The sequence below is a fragment of the Caldisericum insulae genome, from assembly GCF_047785965.1.
Classification (GTDB): Bacteria; Caldisericota; Caldisericia; order Caldisericales; family Caldisericaceae; genus Caldisericum; species Caldisericum exile_A.
This window is the reverse complement of the sequence record NZ_JBLOBF010000001.1, coordinates 39754-59994: the sequence shown is the minus strand read 5'-3', so window position 1 is coordinate 59994 and position 20241 is coordinate 39754. Positions and strand designations below refer to the sequence as shown.

Genomic DNA, 20241 nt, shown 5'->3' with positions numbered 1-20241 from the left:
TCTTCTACTACTGCTCTAAAAACCTCCAACAACTGTATCTTGGCCATCTTTCATATATGCAAAAAACATTCCTTTGGTATTAAAGGAGTATCCTATATTGCCATTTTTATCAAGCGCTATTAGACCTCCGTGGCCGTTAATTCCACTTAAATCATCTATGCATTTTTTAACAGCATCACTAATAGAGTAGTTAGGGTAATACAACGAAATTCTAAAACTTAAAATAACTTTCATTATATCCTCACCAATGCCAGTTGAAACTGCGCCAAACTCAGAATTCGCATAAAATCCTGAGCCAACTATTGGGGAATCACCAACGCGACCTACATGTTTTTTAGGCGTACCACCTGTTGAAACAGCAGAAACAATTTTATTTCCATCTAAAACCACCGCTCCTACTGTATCACCGTATGTACCTTCAAAAATTTTTATAATGCGATCCGTATAAAAATAGTATGATGGAACAAATTCAAGACCGTTTTCTAAGGCAAACTTTTCTGCTCCATCTCCTATAAGAATGTTATGGTGTGATTTTTCCATTACAAGACGCGCAAGTTCAATGGGATTTTTTAGCCTTTTAATACCTGCAACAGCACCAATTGAAAGTGTAGATCCATCCATAATTCCTGCATCCATTTCTACAAAACCTTCCTCATTGAGATATGAGCCTCTCCCTGCATCAAAAAGCGGATGATCCTCAAGCATTTTTACTACTCTAACTGCTACTTCAACTGCATTAAGACCGCTTTTTAATAAATCAAATCCATAGTTTGCAACCTTTTTAACAAAATTAACCCTTTCGGGTATTTCTTCTGTTCTTTTTGCATCACCTGCACCACCATGTACAATTATTGCCCTCATTTTGCCTCCTTTCAATTCATGCCTTTAAATTATACGAATATAAGCCTTATTTTGAAAACATTACTGTTTAAGTTATAATTGCATGCAAGTAAAATTTGGAGGTTATTAAATGGCAAAAGCCTTAGTTTTATTTTCCGGTGGAATTGATTCACAACTTGCTTGCCTCATATTAATGAAGCAAGGAATAGAAGTTGTGCCTATATTCTTTGAAACTTACTTTTTTAAGGGAGAAAAGGTAAAAAGATTTGCCGAAGAAATTGGGCTTAAATTAAGGATTGAAGATATATCAGAAGAACACCTTAAAATTGTACAAAATCCACCACATGGGTACGGAAAAAACATGAACCCATGCATAGACTGTCATATGCTTATGATAAAAAAAGCAAAAGAAATAATGGAAAAAGAAGGTTTCGACTTTATAGCAACAGGCGAGGTTCTTGATGAAAGACCTTTTTCCCAAAGAAGAACAGTTTTTGAAGAAATGGAGAAAACACTTGGTCTTGAAGGAAAAATCGTTAGACCTTTATCTCAAAAACTTCTTAAAGTTTCAGAACCTGAGTTAAAGGGAATAATCAAAAGAGAAGAAATGCTCGATATCCGAGGACAATCAAGAAAAATTCAACTTAAACTTGTAAAAGAATTTGGACTTAAGGAATATGAAACCCCTGCATCAGGTTGCATATTGACCGATCCTGAATATGCTAAAAGGCTGAAAATGCTAAAAAATATTAACCCAAATTTTGATGGAAATGATTCAGAGATTCTAAGAAATGGAAGAGTTTTATTTGAAGGTAAGACTATCTTCGTTGTCGGAAGAAACGAAATTGAAAATAAACGGCTTGAAAGTCTGAGAAAGCCTAATGATGTTATGCTTGTGCCAGATTTTCCTGGTCCAAGTGTGCTTATAAGAGGTTTTGACAATAAAATTGACGAGGAAATAATTAATAAAGGAAAAGAGCTCTTACTAAATTACTCAAAAAAACAAAATAAAGATCCTCTCAATTCCATTAAAGAAATTACGGGGGCATAAAACCCCCGTAAATCGCTCATAAGCTAATTTTTTATTTTCCTTTTGTTACAGTTTCGATCGCCTTATCAAGAACATCAAGACCTTCTTTTAGCTGTTCTTCAGTTATCACAAGTGGTATTAATAATCTTATTATATTCTTGTGTAAACCTGCACCTGCAAGAACGACACCGTTTTTGAGTGCCTCTTGTATAACAGCTTGGCAAGTCTCAGCATCAGGTTCCCATGTGTCATGATCCTTAATAAATTCAATTGCTTGCATAGCACCAACACCACGAACTTCCTTCACAGCTGGATACTTTTTCTGGAATTCTTCAAACCTTTCTCTTATGATTTTCCCCAGATGAACGGCCCTATCAAGAAGTTTTTCTCTTTCTATCATCTTTATCACTTCAATGCCAGCAACGCATGCAACAGGGTTTCCACCAAAAGTTGAACCAATAGAACCTTTAGGTAATGAATCAAAAATCTTTTTATTTCCAACAACAGCAGAAAGCGGAAAACCTGCGGCAATTGACTTACCAAGTGATATCAAATCAGGCACAACACCCCAATTTTCAACTGCAAAGAACTTTCCAGTTCTTCCATAACCACTCTGAACTTCATCAGCAACAAAAAGAATGCCGTATTTTTCAGTTACCCTCCTTATCTCCTCAAGAAGACCAGGTTGTGGAATATTAAAACCACCTTCTCCTTGTATTGGTTCAATGACAACTGCTGCAACATCGTCGGGAGCAACAGTATCAAGAAGAAGTCTCTCAAAATCCTTCGGAGTGTATTTATTTCTGTGGACATTCGGTCTCGGAATTCTATAAACATCAGGTGCTGATCCAAAAATATATTTATATGGCATTGGTCTATGGGTCATTGTCATAGTAAGAAGAGTTCTTCCATGGAAGGCCCCGTCAAAAACTACAACTGCTCTCCTCTTTGTATAACCTCTTGCAATTTTTACAGCATTCTCCACAGCTTCTGCTCCAGAATTAAAAAAAGCAACCGCTTTTTCATAATTACCTGGGGCACGTTCCGCAATCATTTTTGCAAGTTCAGCATATGGTTCATAAGGAATTGAAGTAAAATCTGTGTGAATGTAGTTTTCTACTTGTTTTTGAACTGCTTCAATAATTGGCTTTGGTGAGTACCCAACAACAAGACAACCCCAACCACCTGTAAAATCAAGGAATCTGTTTCCATCTACATCTTCTACAACTGCACCTTCACCTCTTGCAATAAAAAAAGGCGCAAGCGGTTCAAGAGGTGAAGCTACATAGCTTTCTTTTTTCTTCTGAATTTCTCTGCTCTTTGGCCCGGGAATTTCAGTCTTTATAAGAATGCTTCCCATTATAAAACCTCCTTTCGTTAACCTATAATATCAGATTTTACATATTAAGTCAAGAAAATTAATTTTTCTTAAAAAAAGAAAAAAGGAGGGCTTTAAGCCCTCACTGGAAAACCTTATTTTTCCTGTTTCTTATTCTTCGTTTTTTTCACTGCCATCATCAACAAAATCTTCAAGTTCAACATACTCATAGTCTTCGTCACCTTTAAGCGTAAATACAAATGGAATACCAAATAAGGCAGTAAGTGCAATAATTTCAAGAATTACTCTTCCAAAATCTACTGTTACTGCTTCGAAATTACTGCTAACCGCTCTTACAGCCCAAATTGGTGCATAACCAACTGAGTTTATAAGAACTGTTCCTTGTGCGACAGCTTGATTTATCCTCCAAGGCACTATGATTGTAATAAGTGCTAGAAAGAAAAAGTAAACTGCTAAAACAATTTTCGATGCTTTAGTCATTTTAACCTCCAAAATTAATATGTTTCATTTTACCACAAAAAGAAAAAATCTATATTAAAATCTATTGACTTCAAATTCAAAATTCGTATAATTTTTAAAATTTAAGAAAGGGGGAAATTATGGACGAAGAGTCGGTAGTGTTTACAAGAAAGGCGTCAGGACTTGTAAGGGAATTAAACTGGTGGGATGTATTATTGTTCACTATTGCTGGACCTGCAGCATCGGGCATGACCTATTACACAGTAAAGGTACCTGGGCTTTATCCTGGTGGTAATATGACTTTGGCATTTTTAATTGGGCTTCTTGTCTGGCTTCCGCCTGTTCTTGTTCTTGCAATTCTTTCCGCTTCATTCCCAAGAAGTGGTTCTTTGTATGTTGTAATTTCAAGAGTTCTACATCCTATACTTGGCTTTATACCTAATTGGTCTTATGTAGTTGGAGGCGGTGCTTCCCTTGCAGTTGGATTCTTAAACTATCTTGGGCTTATTCCACTTGCATCAAGCATTCAGATTGCTGGCATTGTTTCTAAAAATGCATCACTTGTGGCTTTAGGTGAAGGACTTGCAGACCCCTGGACAAGACTCTGGATTGCTTTGGGAATTACTATTATTATGTGGATACTTGAACTACTTGGCATAGACAAACTCAAGTGGGTATTACGTGCAATCATTTATATCCCACTTGTAATAACTGGAATTGCGATAGTAATATTTTTTGTAAAAAGTGGAGAGCCTTCTTTCAATGTAATTTTTGGCGCAAATTCATACCAAGCAGTTCACGACCTTGCAACCAAATTAAACATAAAAGATTCATATCTTGCACCTGGACAGGCACTGCAAGGAATGCTACTTTCTGTTTTATGGGCTTATACTGCAGTTGAAGCTGTTTCTTATGTTGGATCAGAAGTAAAAACACCGAGACTTTCTTATATGAGAGGAATGGTATTGGGACTTATTGCAGTTGGAATCCTCTATGTTTTAAATGCAGTTGCTGTATATCACTCTTTTGGGTACAACTTTATAACTGAATATAGCTGGCTTTATTACAATCACTTTGATGAATTAAAAACTGTTTTAGGAACAACTCCTCCTGCTCCATCAATTCCATTCTATGCTGCAATTATCGGCAAGAACACAATATTTTCAATAATTTTAGGTATAGGATACTTCCTTTGGTATATCAATACTTCAATGATTATATGGATGGCAGGCGTTAGAGGCATTTTCGCAATGGCATTTGATAGAATGCTTCCCCTAAAACTTACAGAGATTGGACGTCTTGGTTCGCCAACTTGGGCAAACCACCTTGTTGGAATTGTTGCAATAATTGGAGTTTTTATCGGTTTAGGAGATTCATTTGGTACTAAACTATCTTCTGCAATGCTTGCTCTTGAAGATTACACTTGCCTGATATTTATCTGGCCTTTAGGACTTGCGGCAATGTTTTTGCCATTTGCTCGTCCAGATCTATACGAAAAATCAACTTTTCAGTACAAGTTTGGAAAGATACCAATTATTACAATCCTTGGTGCAATTACATTCAGTATAGGTTGGTGGATGATTCTAAACGTAACAACAGAACAAAATACCCTCGCAATGATAATAACAACGCTTCTAATACTTATAGGTCTTTTGTTTGTTGTGTATATGTGGCACAAAAATAGAGAAGAAGGCGTTGATCCTAACAAAATATTCAAAGAGATTCCACCTGCATAATAATATTTTTGTTAGGGGGAGAGAGACCTCTCCCCCCTTAAAATTAATTTAGGGAGGCAAAAATGAAAGTGTTCTTTGCTGTAGATGTACATGGAGCAACAACTGTATGGAGAAAATGGATTTCTGCAGTTTCAATATATGAGGCAAATGTATTGATTCTTTCAGGTGATCTTACAGGAAAGGTTTTAGTTCCTTTAATTCTCCAGGATGATGGTTCATACAAGGCAAGCTATTTTGGAAATACATGGATTCTTAAAAGTGAAGAAGAAACAAAAAGTTTTGAAGAAAAACTATCAAACGCTGGCGCATATTATAGGAGAGTATCTAAAGATGAACTTCAGGAACTAAAAAATGATCCCGATAAAGTTAAAAAAGTTATGGAAGAAGAAATGGTTAAAAGAATGAGAGAATGGTTAAACCTCTTGACCGAAAAAGTTGATACAAAGAAAATTCTTACCATTGTTATGCCAGGAAATGACGACGAGTTTGTAATAGATCCAGTTATAAAAGAATTTGAAAATAAGGGAATCATTTATCCCCTTGACAAAATTTTTGAAATTGAAGGACATGAGGTTTTGAGTTTTGAATATGTAAATCCAACCCCATGGGACACTCCTCGTGAAAGAGACGATAAAGAAATCCAAAAAATGCTTGAAGAAAAAATTGCAAAATTAAAAGATCCCAAAAACGCAATTTTCAATATTCACGCACCACCTTACAATACTGCAATTGATCTTGCACCAAAATTGGATAAAAACTTAAGGCTTGTTGGTGGCCTTGATGGCGTAAAGTTTGTTCATGTCGGCTCAAAGGGTGTTAGAGCGGTTATTGAAAAATATCAACCTATACTCGGCTTACATGGGCATATTCATGAATCCTCAGGGTTCGAAAAAATCGGAAAAACTCTATGTTTAAACCCTGGCTCCGAGTATGGCGAAGGCTTACTGAGGGGATACATAATAGATATCACAAAAGATGGTATTGTAAATTACTTTAAAATTCAAGGTTAGAGGTGGAAAATGGGTGAAAAATTTGTAAATATGAGTGAAAGCGATTTTGTAAATCTTGCAAAAGAAATTATTGAAAAGGCAAAGGAAAACAATGTTGTCTTAAGAGTATTGGGTGCTCTTGCAGTTTATATGCACACAGAAAACCCATATATAAGAAATCTTTTTTATGTCCTCGAAAGACTTGGTGCAGGAAAACCACTTTTTACAGATCTTGATACAGTTGCTTATTCAAGACAGCAACCGCTTGTTAAGAAGTTTTTTGAAAATACTCTAAAATTTAAACCTAACATTTATGTAAATACCCTTTTTGCATACAAGAGAAATATTTTTGAACACCCAGAAGGACTGTTTGCCGTGGATGTTTTCTACGATAGGCTTGAATTTTCGCATAATGTTGAGTTCGGAAATGCTCCAGGGAGGGGACGTCTCGAAATTGATTTCCCAACAATTAGCTTAACTGATATCGTACTTGAAAAACTTCAAATTCATAAAATAAACAAAAAGGACATTGTTGACCTTATTATTCTTTTCTTACAGCACAATGTAGAGGAAGAACAAAAGGAACAAACAATTGATGCTTCATATATCGGAAAGGTTTTATCAGACGACTGGGGATTCTACTACGATGCCAACGCAAACCTCGATAAAGTTATAGAATTTTCTAAAGCATTTCAAAACGAAGGTAAGATAACAAAAAACGACTTCGATAATATAAACTCTAAGATAAAAATACTCAGGGAAGTAATTGAAAAAACCCCTAAAACGAGAAATTTCCAAAACAGAGCAAAAAAGGGAACATCAATTCCCTGGTATAGAGATGTAGAAGAGGTTGAAAGATAAAAACTTTATTTAGTTTATTCTTCTGAAAAATAAGTCCAATTTTCAAAAGTTTTGGGTAAATTCTCTAAGAATTTTTCAAGCTCTCTTGGTGTTTTTTGTGGATCTGGTTTCACAATGCAGTAAATTGTGTTATTTTCAAAATTTAAAGAAACCTGACCTACACGTTTTAAATCAAAGGAATTTTCCAGGAGTTTTAATAAATTTAATACATCGCTTTTCTCTTTGTAAAGTGCAATAAACTCAGCGTCATTAACTTTTAAATTCTCCTTATTTAGGTCTTTCTCTTCTTTTATCTTTGCCCCAAACCTATGAAACATTCTCCTTATAAGATGAGCATCTCTTCTTACTCTAAATTTAGGAGACACAACAATGTAAAGTCTATCTCCGCCACGCATAACATAAGAAAAAGGCAACCATAAAAAACTTTGACGAGGTAGCATTGTAAGTGTCAAATCAACATCTCTTATAAATTTATTTTGGAGTTGATATCTTGCCTTGAAACCAACTGTCCCACCTAAGTAGATGTAATCCTTATCTTTTGGTTTAAGAACATTCTCAAAACCCCTAATATAGTGAACCATTAGCATTGCATTAAGCTTTCTTCCCTTGTAAAACTGAAGCGCAAGAACGCCACCAAAAACAAGAAATATAATAACCAGAGTTGAGCTCATCAAAACCTCCTAATTTGAAATGTAATTTTGATACAATTGATAAAGCGCTTCAATACCTCTTGGAGATGATCTCAGAAGTGGTATTTTCTTAATTTCAATATTTGAAAATTCTTTTTTCATTTCTTCAAGAACTCTCTTCTGCTCTTCTATTTTGCCTAAAAGCTCTGGTGGCGGATTTTCTATTTCTAAATACTTATTAAGATATATACTCGAAAGCCTTATATTATTTTCACGAAGCGCTCCTCTAATTCTTTTAGATTCTTCAAATGCTAATTCTTCTGCCATTGTAACAATACTTACATAATTATCTAAAGATGAAAATCTTTCAGTAAGCTTTATCATATCGCTCTTATAGGAAAACAATTCCTGCATCACTGGATCCTCTTTTTCATTAGAGGGAATTTTAACTTCCTCACCATTAATTACATCTTTAATAGGTCCCTTAACATTTTCGACCATCTGCCTTTTTGTAAGAATCCTCCTTCGCATTTCAATAAGACTATTTGTCCAAATAACAGATATCCTCGGCATTGCAAAGACTCTTAATGTTATTCCTGTTGGAGGAGTATCAAAAACAATGGCATCATAATCCAATTGAAGAAACTCTTTTATTGCTTCAAGGGTAACATACTCTTCAATTCCAGGAGAATTTTTAAGAATATCAAAGTATCTATCAATGTTAAGAACTGACAAATACCTATATGTGTTTTTCATTTTTTTAGACATAAGAGATAAATAATCTACTATTTTTTTATCTATGTTAACTTCCGTCGCATCAAGAAAATCAGATACTTTTACAATCTTCCCAAATACATCCATATTAAGTGCGTCACCAAGATTATGAGCAGGGTCAAGCGAAACAATAAGGGTCTTAATTCTCTTTTTTGCAAGTCCTACCGCATAAGCAGAAGAAATTGATGTTTTGCCAACACCACCTTTGCCAACAAAAAAATAAGTTTTCATTTCGATCTCCTTAATCTATGTCAAAATGTGAGAGTGTATTTGCAAATACATCATCAAGCTCTGAGCTCTTTTTTACCATTATCTGAATTTCCCTTTCCATATAAGGAAGAATACGTAAAATTACACCTGTTGGAGGGGAAGGTAGTCCAGAAAACATACTCATAGTAACGAGCGCAAAAACATTCTCTTCTTCCCTTAATTCATGTTCTATGAGGGAGAGCGCGCTCTCCCTCATAGCAGTATCAATTCCCTTAAAGAAAAGTTTGAGAGCCTCAAGAATTTTTTTCATTTCTATTTTGCTTTGCCTGTCTCCATCAAAGGCTTATACTCTTTATTGTAGGTTCTAAAGAAACCAACAAGTAAATACACTGCAAGTACAATCTCAATTACAACAAACGCACCAAGTATAGGTCTTATTGCAGCTGCTTGAGCTGGAACAACCTTGATAAGATACCAAATAAGTGCTACAAAAACGGTTAACCAGAGGAACATTGCAGGTATCAAAACAAGAAGAAGCACTCCCCCTGATACTTTTTGTACTCTCTTAACCCAATTTGCACCAGTAAGAAGTGCAATGGAAGCAAGCATTTGGTTTGTTCCCGAAAAGCCTGCCCAAAGAGCAGTATAAGCATTTCCACCAAATCTAATTAAGATGAAGCCAAGTACTGCAGCAATTATAGAAGCGACCCATCTATTGTGGAAAATGTCATGAAGAACTTTGGAAACATTTTTTAGGGGCTCAACTAATTCCTGGAAGGCGTATCTTGCAAGTCTGTTTGTTGTATCAAGTGTCGTAAGGACAAAGGCAGAAAGCCAAAGTCCTCCTAATACAATTCCAACTCTTGAAGGAACTCCATATGCAGCTTTAAGAAGTTCACCAAAGGACTTTGTGAAAAGTCCCCCAGCACCACCTACTATAGCTTTTCCGCTTGCGTCCTTAAGGTTAATTATTAGGTTTCCATATTGTGCCATATAGGAAGGATTGGAAAGTTGCATTGCATCAATTCCGGGCTTTGCTTGAGCTATTACATCTTTAAACCCCTGAATAATGCCTAAACCAAAGGCTCCAATTGAAGTAATAACAAGAGTAGAGACCATTCCTTCCATAAACATGGCACCATATCCTACAAAAAGACCTGAAAGTTCGTTATCAAGCTGTTTTGATGAAGTGCCAGATCCTACAATTGAGTGGAAACCAGAGAGAGCACCGCACGCAATAACAAGAGGAATTGTAGGCCAGAAAGGAGAGGGAACTGTTGGTGAAACAACATTTGCAGAGAAACTTGTAAATGCAGGCCAATTGAAAGGCTTGAATACAATCAGTGCAGCAATCATTCCAATTATTACCCCACCCCAAAGTATATAAGAATTGAGGTAATCTCTAGGCTGAAGTAAGACCCAAACAGGAAGAGATGCAGCAAGAATAATGTAAATAAATTGACCCCAGTAAAGTGCATCAAGTGAAACTTTCCAGGGAAACACAAACCCAAGATAAATTGCAAGTATTGTTAGTGCAACTCCTATTGCAGAAGATAGCCAGAAGGGTAACTTTGTCTTATAAAGCAATTGACCTTCAATAAGTGCTGCAACCATAAATAAAAGTGATGCAGTTAAAATCTCGGGAGAGCTGTTTGCAAGAGGACCAAATACTCCCATAAATGCTGCGATAACAAGAATCATTGCAAAATAGACATAAAGCTCAAATATATACTTTATGTCCTTACCCATTAGCTCTCCTGCAACCCATTGAATAGATTTTCCATCATAACGGACAGAGGCCATTAATGCAAGATAGTCATGAACAGAACCAATAAACAAGTTTCCAAACCAAACCCAGAGCAATGCAGGAAGCCAACCCCACACAACTGCAATTGCTGGTCCTACAATTGGTCCCGCACCTGCAATTGAGGCAAAGTGGTGTCCAAAAAGAACAAACTTATTCGCAGGAACATAGTCCACATTGTCCCTTAATCTTACAGCGGGTGTCTCTTTGTTAGGATCTGCCTTTACTACATTTTTTTCAAGGCTCTTGCCATAGGTAAAGTAGAAGAAGAGATAAAAAATTGCACCTACTAATACACTAATACCAGTATACATAACTCACCTCCTTTAAATTTTTTAAAGTTTCTTGAGGCTCTCATACAAACCCTCAATATATTTTAACACGAAATTTAACAAGTCAACAAAAATCAAGTGAAAGTAAAAAATTGACTAATAAAAGTTAAAAAATTGAAGTTAAATTTCTTAAAATTTAAAGATTTCTCTAAACTCACTTTGTCGATGCGGTGAAAGTGGAAGTCTATCTCCATTATCCATTTCTATAAGATACCTTCCCTTAAACCAAGGAATAATTTTAGAGATTTTAGATAAATTAATGAGATACTCTTTATTTATTCTAAAAAAACCAAAAGTAGAAAACCTATTTTCTGCACCTTGAAGATTAAGTCCCTTAACAGGCATCTCCTCTTTTCCTTTTTTAATGTATAGTTTGCCCCCTTCAGAAAAGAAATACGATATATCGCCTAACCTCACAAGCAAAAGTTCGTCCTTTAAATTACACACAACAAAATTCTCTTTTTTGTTTTCTTTTTGAGAAAGCACATTTTTAATCTTTACAATTGTTTTAAAAAATCTACCTTCATCAATTGGCTTTAGAATATAGTCAATTGCACCAACATCAAAGGCATCTACTGCGAATTCAGAATAGGCAGTTACAAAAATAATCATTGGAAAATCTTTAAACTCTTTTATCTGATTTGCAAGTTTTACACCAGAAATGCCACCTAAATTTATATCAAGAAAAATAACCTCTACTGCATTTTGAGATACAAAATTAAATGCTGTAACTGCATCTTCAAATTCACCCAAAATTTTCACTTCGGGAAATTTTTGAAGAAGTCTTTTTAACTCTTCCCTTGCAGGTTCTTCGTCATCGACGATAATCGCTCTAATATCCAATTTGGAGTGCCTCCTTTTGGTATCCCAATTATAACTTTAGTTCCTTCATTAATTCTACTTTTAATCTTAAACATTGCATTACTACCGAAAAGATTTAAAACCCTATCTCTCACATTTTTAAGTCCAAAAGATTTTTTATTTTCAGAACTATTAAATATAGTTTTAAGAGTTTCTTCGCTTATACCTTTCCCATTGTCTTCTACAACAAGATAAACATAATTCCCCCTTCTGTAAGCTATGATTTTTATAGTAATATTCCTTTTAGTTAAAGAAAACCCATGCTTTACGGCATTTTCAACAATTGGCTGCAAAATCAATGCTGGAATCTTTATATCGTAAAGGCTTGAATCAATATTAAATTCATAATTTAGGCGCTCTTTGAACCTTTCTTTTTCGATCTCAAGATATGCCTTCACAAGACTAATTTCTTCGTCCAATGTGGAAAGTGTCTCTTCGGCTTCAATTGTCTTCCTCAATATAAATGAGAGCTTTTTAACCAATTCCCCACCTTTTTCAGGGTCGGTTCTTGTAATATAACTTATAGTATTCAGACTGTTAAAAAGAAAATGTGGGTTAATTCTTGATTGGAGCGCCTTAAGTTGAAAAAGGGTATTCATCTTTTTTTCAGTCTCAAGCTTATTTAGTTCAACCTGTAAAGAAAGGATATTAGCTAATCCTTTTGCCATTTCAACATCAAATAGTGTCATCGTATTGCGTTCTTTTCTATAAAGTTTAAGGGCACCAAATACATTTCCCTCTGAATCTTTTAAGGGAACAACGATGCCTGACATAAGGGGACAATCTTTTACGGAACAACCTATGTCAAATTCATTCTTCATAAGAATTATCTTTCCGCTACTCAATGCTTTCTTTGTTGATATTGTTAAAATAGGAGAAAGCGGCTTGTGGTGATAAGAACCAATTCCACGGAAAGCAAGAATTTTTTCTGTATCAGTTATTCCAACTGCATCAAGGTTAGTATTTTCAAGTATAACTTTAACTGTTTCATCAGCAGTTTCAGGTGTAAGCCCTTTACTTAGGATTGGCAAAGTTTTTTCGGTAATCTTAAGAACCTTTTCCGCAGTTATTGCCGAAACGATTTCTTTTTCCATAAAGGACACTTTTATTACAAGCAAAAACAACCCAACACCCACTGCATTTGCTGAAATCATTGGTCCTGAAACAGTTTTAATGAGAGTAAGCGCCTTGTTAAAGGGAGGAGATATGAGAAGCACAAGCAACATATGAAAACTTTCTGCTAAGATAGCGAATGTAAATCCTAAGAGAGGGGAAAAATATTTTCCTTTTTTTCTTGTATAAAGTAATCCTGCAAAAATACCATTTAATATCGTCGCAAGTGCACAAGAATTTGCCGTAAAGCCACCAAGATAAGCCCTATGCATACCCCCCATAATTCCTGCAATAAGACCAACAATAGGACCTCCAAAAAGCCCACCGGTGATTGCACCTACATCTCTAATATTTGCAATCGCATCGTTAGTTTGGACGCCAAGAAGCGTTCCCAACATTGAAATAAAACCAAAGAACAAACCAAGGTATATTTGTTTTTTTACAGAGGATTCGAGATTGAATAGAGCTCTTGCAATTGGAGTTTGGGTAAGAATAAATGCAACAGTTATTATAACTGTAAGTGACTGAAATAACCATACATACAAAGAAAATTTACTCAAATACAAATTAATCATCAATAAATTATACAAAAATACTATAATGTTATAATGGAAAAAATAAAAGTAAAAGGAATTGAGATTTTAAAATTCGTGTTTAATCCTCTTTCCACAAACTGCTACCTTATAAATGCAAATGGTTATTCTATTGTTGTTGATCCCTCAAATATGAGTGACTATGAGACAGAGGCACTCGTCCATGAAATTAGAAATCCAAATTTATATATTTTCAATACACATGGTCATTTTGACCACATAGTGGGTAATGGTATTTTAAAAAAGTTTTATGCTAATTCTAAAATAGTTATCCATAAAAACGACTCAGAAATGCTTTTAGATCCAAATAAAAATAAATCTTACATAGCAGGAATCGAAATAATTTCGCCTCCACCAGATATCGAAATCGAGGAAGAAACTGAGTACTTAATATGTGGAATAAATCTAAAAATCATACATACACCCGGCCATACGAAAGGAAGTATATCGATTATCGGTGATAATTTTATTTTTACAGGAGACACATTATTGCAAGAAACTGTGGGAATTGCAAAAGATTATCAAAACGCCTTTAACGAACTCATTGATTCAATAAAAAATAAATTGCTTATTTTAAACGACGAATTTATCGTCTTGCCCGGACACGGAGAAATAACAAAAATCGGTGATGAGAGAGCTTTTAATCCATTTTTAAATTAACTTTGCAAAATCAGAAAATTCCATAAAATATTTACGTATGAGAAAAATATTTGGAACAGATGGAGCAAGAGGCATTGCAAATATAGAAATTACACCTGAAATTTCTTTAAGAATAGGTGTTGCAATAGGGAAACTCTTTTACGGAAATGGACCAATTCTTATTGGTGAAGATACAAGGCTGTCATCAGAAATGTTAAGGCTTGCTCTTGCAACAGGTATTATAAGTGCTTCAACAGATGTAACAATCGGCTTTATTATGCCAACACCTGCGGTATCTTTGCTTTTACGAATTATGAAAAATTTCTCAGCAGGGTGTGTCGTTTCGGCATCACACAATCCCATTGAATTTAACGGAATCAAGATATTTGACAAAAATGGGTTTAAACTGAGCGATGAGAATGAAGAGTATATTGAAGAACTTATGGAAAGTAACATCGAAAGAAGCCCTGTAAACATTGGCAGAGTTTTTTACGACGAAAATATAAGAGATTTTTATGTTGACTATATAGCAGGTAGATTTCCTTTAAATCTTTCAAATTTGAAGATTGCGCTTGATTTAGCAAATGGATCTACATACTACACAACTCCTCAAACTCTAAAAAAACTCACCGCACAAATTTTCCCAATTAACGATAAACCTGATGGACACCGAATTAATGTAGAATGTGGTTCAACCCATCCACAGGTAATTTCAAGACATACAGTAAATAGTGGAGCTCACATTGGCATCTCACACGATGGTGACGGCGATAGAGTAATACTTTCTGATGAAACAGGAAGAATTGTAGATGGCGATGATATAATGGTTATACTTGGAAGACACTTCAAAAAGAAAGGACTTCTTAAAAATAATACAATTGTTGGAACTGTTATGACAAACCTTGCTATAGAAAATATTTTGAAAAGCGAAGGTATAAATTTCAAGAGAGCTCCCGTTGGCGACAGATATGTACTACAAGAGATGCTAAAATCAGGAGCAATTCTTGGAGGAGAACAATCAGGGCATATTATAAACTTGCTTGAGAGTGTTACAGGAGATGGCTTAATTACAGCACTAAGTGTGCTAGAAGTTATGGTAGAGGAACAAAAACCTCTATCAAAATTAGTTGAAGGGCTTGAAAGGTACCCTCAAATATTAGTTAATGCAAAAGTAAAAGACAAAGATGTCATAAACGATGAAAAATTCAAACAATTCGTAAGAGAAATGGAAAAGGAGTTAAAGACTGGAAGAATTATAATAAGATCTTCAGGAACCGAGCCTGTAATACGTATAATGGTTGAAGGTGATAACGAGATAAAAATTAGAGATATAGCAAATAGAATAAAAGAATATTTGGAGGTTTGAAATGTGCGGAATAGTTGGTTATATTGGAGATAAAGATGCATTACCAATTCTCATTGATGGACTTAAAAGACTTGAATACAGAGGATATGACTCAGCAGGAGTTGCCATTCTGGGAGATGATCTTCATGTTGTTAAAACGGCAGGACGCATTAAAGACCTTGAGGAAAGACTTAAAGGAACAGAACTTAAAGGACATCTTGGCATTGCACACACAAGATGGGCGACCCACGGTATACCAAATGATGTAAACGCCCACCCTCACTTTAGCGAAAGCAAAAATATAGTTGTAATTCACAATGGAATAATTGAAAATTATCTTGAATTAAAAAAAATGCTTATAAAAGAAGGAAAAACTTTCAGAACTGAAACTGACACAGAAGTAATAGCATATCTTATTGAAGAGTTTTATGAAGGAGATCTCCTAAAAGCAGTTCAAAAAGCTATATCTATGTTGGAAGGCTCTTATGCACTTGCAATCCTAAGTAAAGAAGAAAAAGATCACTTTGTTGCGGTAAGGAAGGATAGTCCTCTTGTTGGAGGTCTTGGAAAAGGGGAAAATTTCATCGCATCAGATATTCCCGCAGTCCTTCCATACACAAAAGATATAGTTATATTTGAAAATGGAGATATAGTAGATGTCTTTAAAGACAAAACTATTATTTATGATAAGAATCTCAACATCATTGAAAGAACAGTTCATAAAATTGACTGGGACATAAGTGATGCTCAAAAAGGTGGTTTTAAACACTTTATGCTTAAGGAGATTTTCGAAGAACCTGATGTGATAGTTGAAGCAATGAGAGGACGTGTTAAAAATGGAAAGATTGAGGTTTCAGAGTTAGATTTTGATAAGGATTACTTAAAGAATGTTAATCAAGTTTATTTTGTTGCATGTGGTACTGCATATCATGCAGGACTTGTTGGAAAGTATCTTGTTGAAAAATATCTTGGAATTCCCTCGCAAGCAGAGGTTGCATCTGAATTCCGATACAGAAATCCAGTTATCGATGAAAGAACTCTCGTGTTTGTCGTAAGTCAATCGGGAGAAACCGCTGATACTCTTGCGGGATTAAGACTTGCAAAAGAAAAGAAGGCAAAAACAATAGGAATAGTCAATGTTGTAGGAAGCTCCGTTGCAAGAGAAGTTGACAAAGTTGTTTACATCCAGGCAGGACCTGAAATTGCTGTGGCTTCAACAAAAGCCTATGTTGCACAGGTGGAAGTTATTACTCTAACAATTTTATACTTAGCAAAACTTATTGGAAAACTTGATGAATACAACGAGAAATTGTTTGTTGAAGAATTCCAAAAATTAGAAGGTTTTGCGAGAGAAATTTTAGATAACAAAGAGGAAATTGCAACCTTTGTTTCAACGACAAAAAACATCGAGGAGACCTTCTTTATAGGAAGAAACCTTGACTTTGCGTTGTCTTTGGAGGGAGCACTTAAACTTAAAGAAATCGCCTATGTACATGCAGAAGGATATCCAGCAGGAGAACTGAAGCATGGACCCCTTGCGCTTATCACTCCAAACTCGCTTACCATTGCAGTTAACACTTATTCTCCCTTGTTAGATAAAACCATAAGTAATATTAAAGAGGTCAAAGCAAGAGGTGGAAAGGTGCTTGCAGTTGCAAAAAGAAACAACGAAAGAATAAAAGATGTTGCAGATTCTGTCTTTTATGTTCCGAATGTTTTAGATGACCTAACGCCAATTATTACTGTTATTCCATTACAACTTTTTGCATATTACATGGCAGATGCAAGAGGCCTTGATATAGATAAGCCAAGAAACTTAGCAAAGTCGGTAACAGTCGAATAAATAAAAACCAAAAAATTCTACATAAACCCTTGACAATAATTTAAAAATCTGTATCATTGTGTATAGTGGGGCTATAGCTCAGTTGGTAGAGCGCCTCCTTGGCGTGGAGGAGGTCAGGGGTTCGACTCCCCTTAGCTCCACCAATTTTTTTAACACTACGAGGTGTTAGATGGAAAAAGAATATAACCCAAAAGAATTTGAAGAAAAATGGTACAAGTATTGGGAAGAAAATAAACTATTCAAAGCAGAAGACTTCTCAAAGAAGCCGAAGTTTTACATATTGGTAATGTTTCCATACCCTTCAGGATCAGGTTTACATGTAGGACATTGCAGAAATTACATACCTGCAGATACCTATGCAAGATATAAACGAATGCAGGGCTTCAACGTTTTACACCCTATTGGATATGATGCATTTGGGCTTCCAGCAGAAAATTACGCAATAGAACATGGTGTGCATCCAAAAGAATCAACTTACAAAAATATCGAAAATTTTAGAAGGCAATTAAAAATGCTTGGTCTTTCATATGACTGGGATAGAGAATTTGCAACATCAGATCCCGAATATTACAAGTGGACGGAATGGTTTTTTGAGTTACTCTTTAAGCGTGGACTTGCATATCAGGATAGAAGCTTCCAATGGTGGTGTCCTCATTGTAAAACGGTTCTTGCAAATGAACAAATCATAGATGGGAAGTGTTGGCGTTGTGGAACACCGGTTGTAAAAAAGGAACTCAAAGAGTGGTTCTTTAGAATTACACAATACGCAGACAAACTTCTTGAAGGTCTCGATAGAATTGATTGGCCTGAACGCATTAAATCAATGCAAAAGAACTGGATCGGTCGTTCAGAAGGAGCAGAGATTATATTTAAAGGAATTGGTCCTGACGGAACAGAATATGACCTTCCTGTATTTACAACAAGAATTGATACGATTTTTGGTGTAACATTTCTCGCAATTGCACCAGAACATCCACTTGTAATGAAATTAACAAGAGAAGACAAAGTAGAGGAAGTTAAAAAATATATCGAAGAGGCTCTTAGAAAATTCGAAACAGAGAGACTTTCGACAGAAAAAGAGAAAACCGGAGTTTTTACAGGTTGTTTTGCACGAAATCCTTTTACAAATGAACTTGTTCCAATTTATGTTGGCGACTATGTGGTTTATTCATACGGGACAGGTGCTGTAATGGGTGTTCCCGCACACGACGAAAGAGATTTCCAGTTTGCAAAAAAGCATAATCTTCCAATAAAAGTTGTAATCTCAAAAGACGGCAATCCTGTTGAAACCCTTGAAGAAGCATTCACAGAAGATGGAATCTTAATAAATTCAAACGGTTTTTCAGGCTTAAAGTCAGATGAAGCAAGAAAGCAACTTACAAAATATGCAGAAGAAAGCGGATTCGGAAAAGGTGTTGTAAGATATAAAATAAGGGATTGGCTTATATCAAGGCAAAGATATTGGGGAGCACCAATTCCAATCATTCATTGTCCCGAGCATGGAGCAGTTCCTGTACCCGAAGAGGAATTGCCAGTTCTCCTTCCAGATGAAGTTGATTTTACACCACGCGATACAGGTGAATCTCCTCTTGCAAATAACCCTGATTTTGTAAATACCACATGTCCTTTATGCGGCAAACCTTCCAAAAGGGAGACTGATACGCAAGATGGGTTTGCTTGCTCTTCGTGGTATTTTTTAAGATATGCAGATCCACATAACGACAAAGCACCATTTGATAAAGAAAAGATAAAATATTGGCTACCTGTTGATCTTTATATTGGCGGAGCAGAACATGCAGTTATGCACCTCTTATACTCACGCTTCTACACTAAAGTAATGTATGATGCAGGCCTTATAGATTTTGACGAACCATTTAAAAAATTGCTCAATCAAGGAATGATTCTCGGAGCAGATCATCAAAAGATGAGTAAATCAAGAGGAAATGTAGTAAATCCAGATGATGTGATAAAAGAGTATGGAGCAGACACTCTAAGAGCATATATACTCTTCATTGGACCTCTTGATACAGATGCTCCCTGGAGTACCGAGGGTATAAATGGCGTTAATAGATTTATAAAAAGAATGTGGAATCTATTTATTCAGTTAGAAAATAAATCCATAGGGAAAGAAAAACCTATAGAAAAAGAAATAGAGCTAATGACTGATAAGATGATCGTTAAAATTACAGAGCAAGTAGAGAAATTTAAGTTTAACACGATGATAAGTAGTTTTATGGAGTGGCTCAATTTCCTTTCAAAAATTATGCAAGAAGACCCGGAAGTAATGGAAACTAAGGCATTTAGAGAATCAGTTCTCACTTTCCTAACCATGATTGCACCTGCAACACCATTTGTATCAGAGGAACTCTATCATAGATTAGGAGAAACTGGAAGCATTCATACAAAAGAATGGCCAAAACCAAAGGGAATTTATAAAGAAGAATATGTAACAATTATAGTTCAGGTAAACGGAAAACTGAGAGATAAGATAGAGGTAGAAGCAGGAAGCGAACTTGAAGATGTACTTGATTTAGTTAAAAAATCTGATAAAATAGCAAGGTTAGGTATTGATTTTGATAAAGCAAAATACATTTTTGTAAAGGATAAATTAATAAATATTGTTGCTTAGGAGGATAAAATGGCGCAACCTAAAAAGAAAACAACGCACTCAAGAAGCAGAATGAGAAAGATTAAAGAGAAACTCGATTCCTTAAACCTTGTTGAGTGTCCTCATTGCCACAACCTTATTCCACCTCACAAAGTATGTCCTTACTGCGGATATTACGAAGGAAAAGAGGTAGTTAAGGTAGAGACAAAGGAAAAATAATTCTTTAAAGATCTCTC

18 protein-coding genes and 1 tRNA gene are annotated in these 20241 nt (G+C 35.4%); 10 read left to right on the top strand and 9 right to left on the bottom strand.

Annotated elements, in window-relative coordinates:
- Nucleotides 1-15 precede the first annotated feature (15 nt).
- Nucleotides 16-861 (bottom strand): isoaspartyl peptidase/L-asparaginase family protein, encoded by an 846-nt coding sequence (locus tag ACMV0E_RS00295; protein ID WP_416084386.1) that lies wholly within the window; start codon nucleotides 859-861, stop codon nucleotides 16-18.
- Between the two features lie 109 nt (nucleotides 862-970).
- Between ACMV0E_RS00295 and ACMV0E_RS00290 the strand changes: the two genes are divergently transcribed.
- Nucleotides 971-1891 carry a tRNA 4-thiouridine(8) synthase ThiI gene (locus ACMV0E_RS00290; protein ID WP_416084385.1) on the top strand — a complete coding sequence of 307 codons (921 nt, stop codon included), beginning with the start codon at nucleotides 971-973 and terminating at the stop codon, nucleotides 1889-1891.
- A 31-nt stretch (nucleotides 1892-1922) separates the two neighbouring features.
- Here ACMV0E_RS00290 and ACMV0E_RS00285 read toward each other — a convergent pair whose 3' ends face one another.
- Nucleotides 1923-3230 (bottom strand): aspartate aminotransferase family protein, encoded by a 1308-nt coding sequence (locus tag ACMV0E_RS00285; protein WP_416084384.1) that lies wholly within the window; start codon nucleotides 3228-3230, stop codon nucleotides 1923-1925.
- Nucleotides 3231-3359: 129 nt separating this feature from the next.
- Nucleotides 3360-3689: a hypothetical protein gene (locus ACMV0E_RS00280; RefSeq protein ID WP_416084383.1), complete on the bottom strand. Its 330-nt coding sequence runs from the start codon at nucleotides 3687-3689 to the stop codon at nucleotides 3360-3362.
- A 119-nt stretch (nucleotides 3690-3808) separates the two neighbouring features.
- On the opposite strand from ACMV0E_RS00280, the gene ACMV0E_RS00275 reads away from it, so the two are divergent.
- From ACMV0E_RS00275 to ACMV0E_RS00265, 3 genes are all read left to right on the top strand, one after another.
- Complete coding sequence (locus tag ACMV0E_RS00275) at nucleotides 3809-5404, top strand: APC family permease (RefSeq protein ID WP_416084382.1); 1596 nt, start codon at nucleotides 3809-3811, stop codon at nucleotides 5402-5404.
- Between the two features lie 62 nt (nucleotides 5405-5466).
- On the top strand, nucleotides 5467-6414 hold the full coding sequence (locus ACMV0E_RS00270) for a metallophosphoesterase family protein (RefSeq protein WP_416084381.1): 948 nt from the start codon (nucleotides 5467-5469) through the stop codon (nucleotides 6412-6414).
- 9 nt (nucleotides 6415-6423) lie between these two features.
- Complete coding sequence (locus ACMV0E_RS00265; protein ID WP_416084380.1) at nucleotides 6424-7254, top strand: hypothetical protein; 831 nt, start codon at nucleotides 6424-6426, stop codon at nucleotides 7252-7254.
- A 14-nt stretch (nucleotides 7255-7268) separates the two neighbouring features.
- Here ACMV0E_RS00265 and ACMV0E_RS00260 read toward each other — a convergent pair whose 3' ends face one another.
- The 6 genes from ACMV0E_RS00260 to ACMV0E_RS00235 form a co-directional block, all read right to left on the bottom strand.
- A complete protein-coding gene (locus ACMV0E_RS00260; RefSeq protein ID WP_416084379.1) occupies nucleotides 7269-7925 on the bottom strand; it encodes a hypothetical protein in 657 nt (218 codons plus the stop codon).
- 9 nt (nucleotides 7926-7934) lie between these two features.
- Nucleotides 7935-8888: an ArsA family ATPase gene (locus tag ACMV0E_RS00255; protein WP_416084378.1), complete on the bottom strand. Its 954-nt coding sequence runs from the start codon at nucleotides 8886-8888 to the stop codon at nucleotides 7935-7937.
- A 10-nt stretch (nucleotides 8889-8898) separates the two neighbouring features.
- On the bottom strand, nucleotides 8899-9177 hold the full coding sequence (locus tag ACMV0E_RS00250; RefSeq protein WP_416084377.1) for a DUF7990 family protein: 279 nt from the start codon (nucleotides 9175-9177) through the stop codon (nucleotides 8899-8901).
- A gap of 2 nt (nucleotides 9178-9179) precedes the next feature.
- On the bottom strand, nucleotides 9180-10985 hold the full coding sequence (locus ACMV0E_RS00245; protein WP_416084376.1) for a carbon starvation CstA family protein: 1806 nt from the start codon (nucleotides 10983-10985) through the stop codon (nucleotides 9180-9182).
- A 147-nt stretch (nucleotides 10986-11132) separates the two neighbouring features.
- Nucleotides 11133-11846 (bottom strand): LytR/AlgR family response regulator transcription factor, encoded by a 714-nt coding sequence (locus tag ACMV0E_RS00240; protein WP_416084375.1) that lies wholly within the window; start codon nucleotides 11844-11846, stop codon nucleotides 11133-11135.
- Nucleotides 11792-13552, bottom strand: a complete 1761-nt coding sequence (locus tag ACMV0E_RS00235) for a LytS/YhcK type 5TM receptor domain-containing protein (protein ID WP_416084374.1) — start codon at nucleotides 13550-13552, stop codon at nucleotides 11792-11794. The genes ACMV0E_RS00240 and ACMV0E_RS00235 overlap by 55 nt, the downstream gene beginning before the upstream one ends.
- Before the next feature lie 33 nt (nucleotides 13553-13585).
- On the opposite strand from ACMV0E_RS00235, the gene ACMV0E_RS00230 reads away from it, so the two are divergent.
- The 6 genes from ACMV0E_RS00230 to rpmF all read left to right on the top strand — a co-directional run bounded on the left by ACMV0E_RS00230 (nucleotide 13586) and on the right by rpmF (nucleotide 20224).
- Nucleotides 13586-14230 carry an MBL fold metallo-hydrolase gene (locus ACMV0E_RS00230; RefSeq protein WP_416084373.1) on the top strand — a complete coding sequence of 215 codons (645 nt, stop codon included), beginning with the start codon at nucleotides 13586-13588 and terminating at the stop codon, nucleotides 14228-14230.
- 37 nt (nucleotides 14231-14267) lie between these two features.
- Nucleotides 14268-15575 carry a phosphoglucosamine mutase gene (gene glmM / locus ACMV0E_RS00225; RefSeq protein ID WP_416084372.1) on the top strand — a complete coding sequence of 436 codons (1308 nt, stop codon included), beginning with the start codon at nucleotides 14268-14270 and terminating at the stop codon, nucleotides 15573-15575.
- Between the two features lies 1 nt (nucleotide 15576).
- Nucleotides 15577-17397: a glutamine--fructose-6-phosphate transaminase (isomerizing) gene (gene glmS, locus ACMV0E_RS00220; protein ID WP_416084371.1), complete on the top strand. Its 1821-nt coding sequence runs from the start codon at nucleotides 15577-15579 to the stop codon at nucleotides 17395-17397.
- 67 nt (nucleotides 17398-17464) lie between these two features.
- Nucleotides 17465-17540: transfer RNA gene (locus ACMV0E_RS00215), tRNA-Ala, on the top strand.
- A gap of 26 nt (nucleotides 17541-17566) precedes the next feature.
- Nucleotides 17567-20026: a leucine--tRNA ligase gene (gene leuS, locus ACMV0E_RS00210; RefSeq protein ID WP_416084370.1), complete on the top strand. Its 2460-nt coding sequence runs from the start codon at nucleotides 17567-17569 to the stop codon at nucleotides 20024-20026.
- A gap of 9 nt (nucleotides 20027-20035) precedes the next feature.
- A complete protein-coding gene (rpmF, locus tag ACMV0E_RS00205) occupies nucleotides 20036-20224 on the top strand; it encodes a 50S ribosomal protein L32 (protein ID WP_416084369.1) in 189 nt (62 codons plus the stop codon).
- Nucleotides 20225-20241: the final 17 nt, after the last annotated feature.

What these genes read in the sequence shown, in the direction of transcription:
- ACMV0E_RS00295 (WP_416084386.1), bottom strand. Translation starts at nt 861, where the DNA reads ATGAGGGCAATAATTGTACATGGTGGTGCAGGTGATGCAAAAAGAACA.
- ACMV0E_RS00290 (WP_416084385.1), top strand. Translation starts at nt 971, where the DNA reads ATGGCAAAAGCCTTAGTTTTATTTTCCGGTGGAATTGATTCACAACTT.
- ACMV0E_RS00285 (WP_416084384.1), bottom strand. Translation starts at nt 3,230, where the DNA reads ATGGGAAGCATTCTTATAAAGACTGAAATTCCCGGGCCAAAGAGCAGA.
- ACMV0E_RS00280 (WP_416084383.1), bottom strand. Translation starts at nt 3,689, where the DNA reads ATGACTAAAGCATCGAAAATTGTTTTAGCAGTTTACTTTTTCTTTCTA.
- ACMV0E_RS00275 (WP_416084382.1), top strand. Translation starts at nt 3,809, where the DNA reads ATGGACGAAGAGTCGGTAGTGTTTACAAGAAAGGCGTCAGGACTTGTA.
- ACMV0E_RS00270 (WP_416084381.1), top strand. Translation starts at nt 5,467, where the DNA reads ATGAAAGTGTTCTTTGCTGTAGATGTACATGGAGCAACAACTGTATGG.
- ACMV0E_RS00265 (WP_416084380.1), top strand. Translation starts at nt 6,424, where the DNA reads ATGGGTGAAAAATTTGTAAATATGAGTGAAAGCGATTTTGTAAATCTT.
- ACMV0E_RS00260 (WP_416084379.1), bottom strand. Translation starts at nt 7,925, where the DNA reads ATGAGCTCAACTCTGGTTATTATATTTCTTGTTTTTGGTGGCGTTCTT.
- ACMV0E_RS00255 (WP_416084378.1), bottom strand. Translation starts at nt 8,888, where the DNA reads ATGAAAACTTATTTTTTTGTTGGCAAAGGTGGTGTTGGCAAAACATCA.
- ACMV0E_RS00250 (WP_416084377.1), bottom strand. Translation starts at nt 9,177, where the DNA reads ATGAAAAAAATTCTTGAGGCTCTCAAACTTTTCTTTAAGGGAATTGAT.
- ACMV0E_RS00245 (WP_416084376.1), bottom strand. Translation starts at nt 10,985, where the DNA reads ATGTATACTGGTATTAGTGTATTAGTAGGTGCAATTTTTTATCTCTTC.
- ACMV0E_RS00235 (WP_416084374.1), bottom strand. Translation starts at nt 13,552, where the DNA reads ATGATTAATTTGTATTTGAGTAAATTTTCTTTGTATGTATGGTTATTT.
- ACMV0E_RS00230 (WP_416084373.1), top strand. Translation starts at nt 13,586, where the DNA reads ATGGAAAAAATAAAAGTAAAAGGAATTGAGATTTTAAAATTCGTGTTT.
- glmM (WP_416084372.1), top strand. Translation starts at nt 14,268, where the DNA reads ATGAGAAAAATATTTGGAACAGATGGAGCAAGAGGCATTGCAAATATA.
- glmS (WP_416084371.1), top strand. Translation starts at nt 15,577, where the DNA reads ATGTGCGGAATAGTTGGTTATATTGGAGATAAAGATGCATTACCAATT.
- leuS (WP_416084370.1), top strand. Translation starts at nt 17,567, where the DNA reads ATGGAAAAAGAATATAACCCAAAAGAATTTGAAGAAAAATGGTACAAG.
- rpmF (WP_416084369.1), top strand. Translation starts at nt 20,036, where the DNA reads ATGGCGCAACCTAAAAAGAAAACAACGCACTCAAGAAGCAGAATGAGA.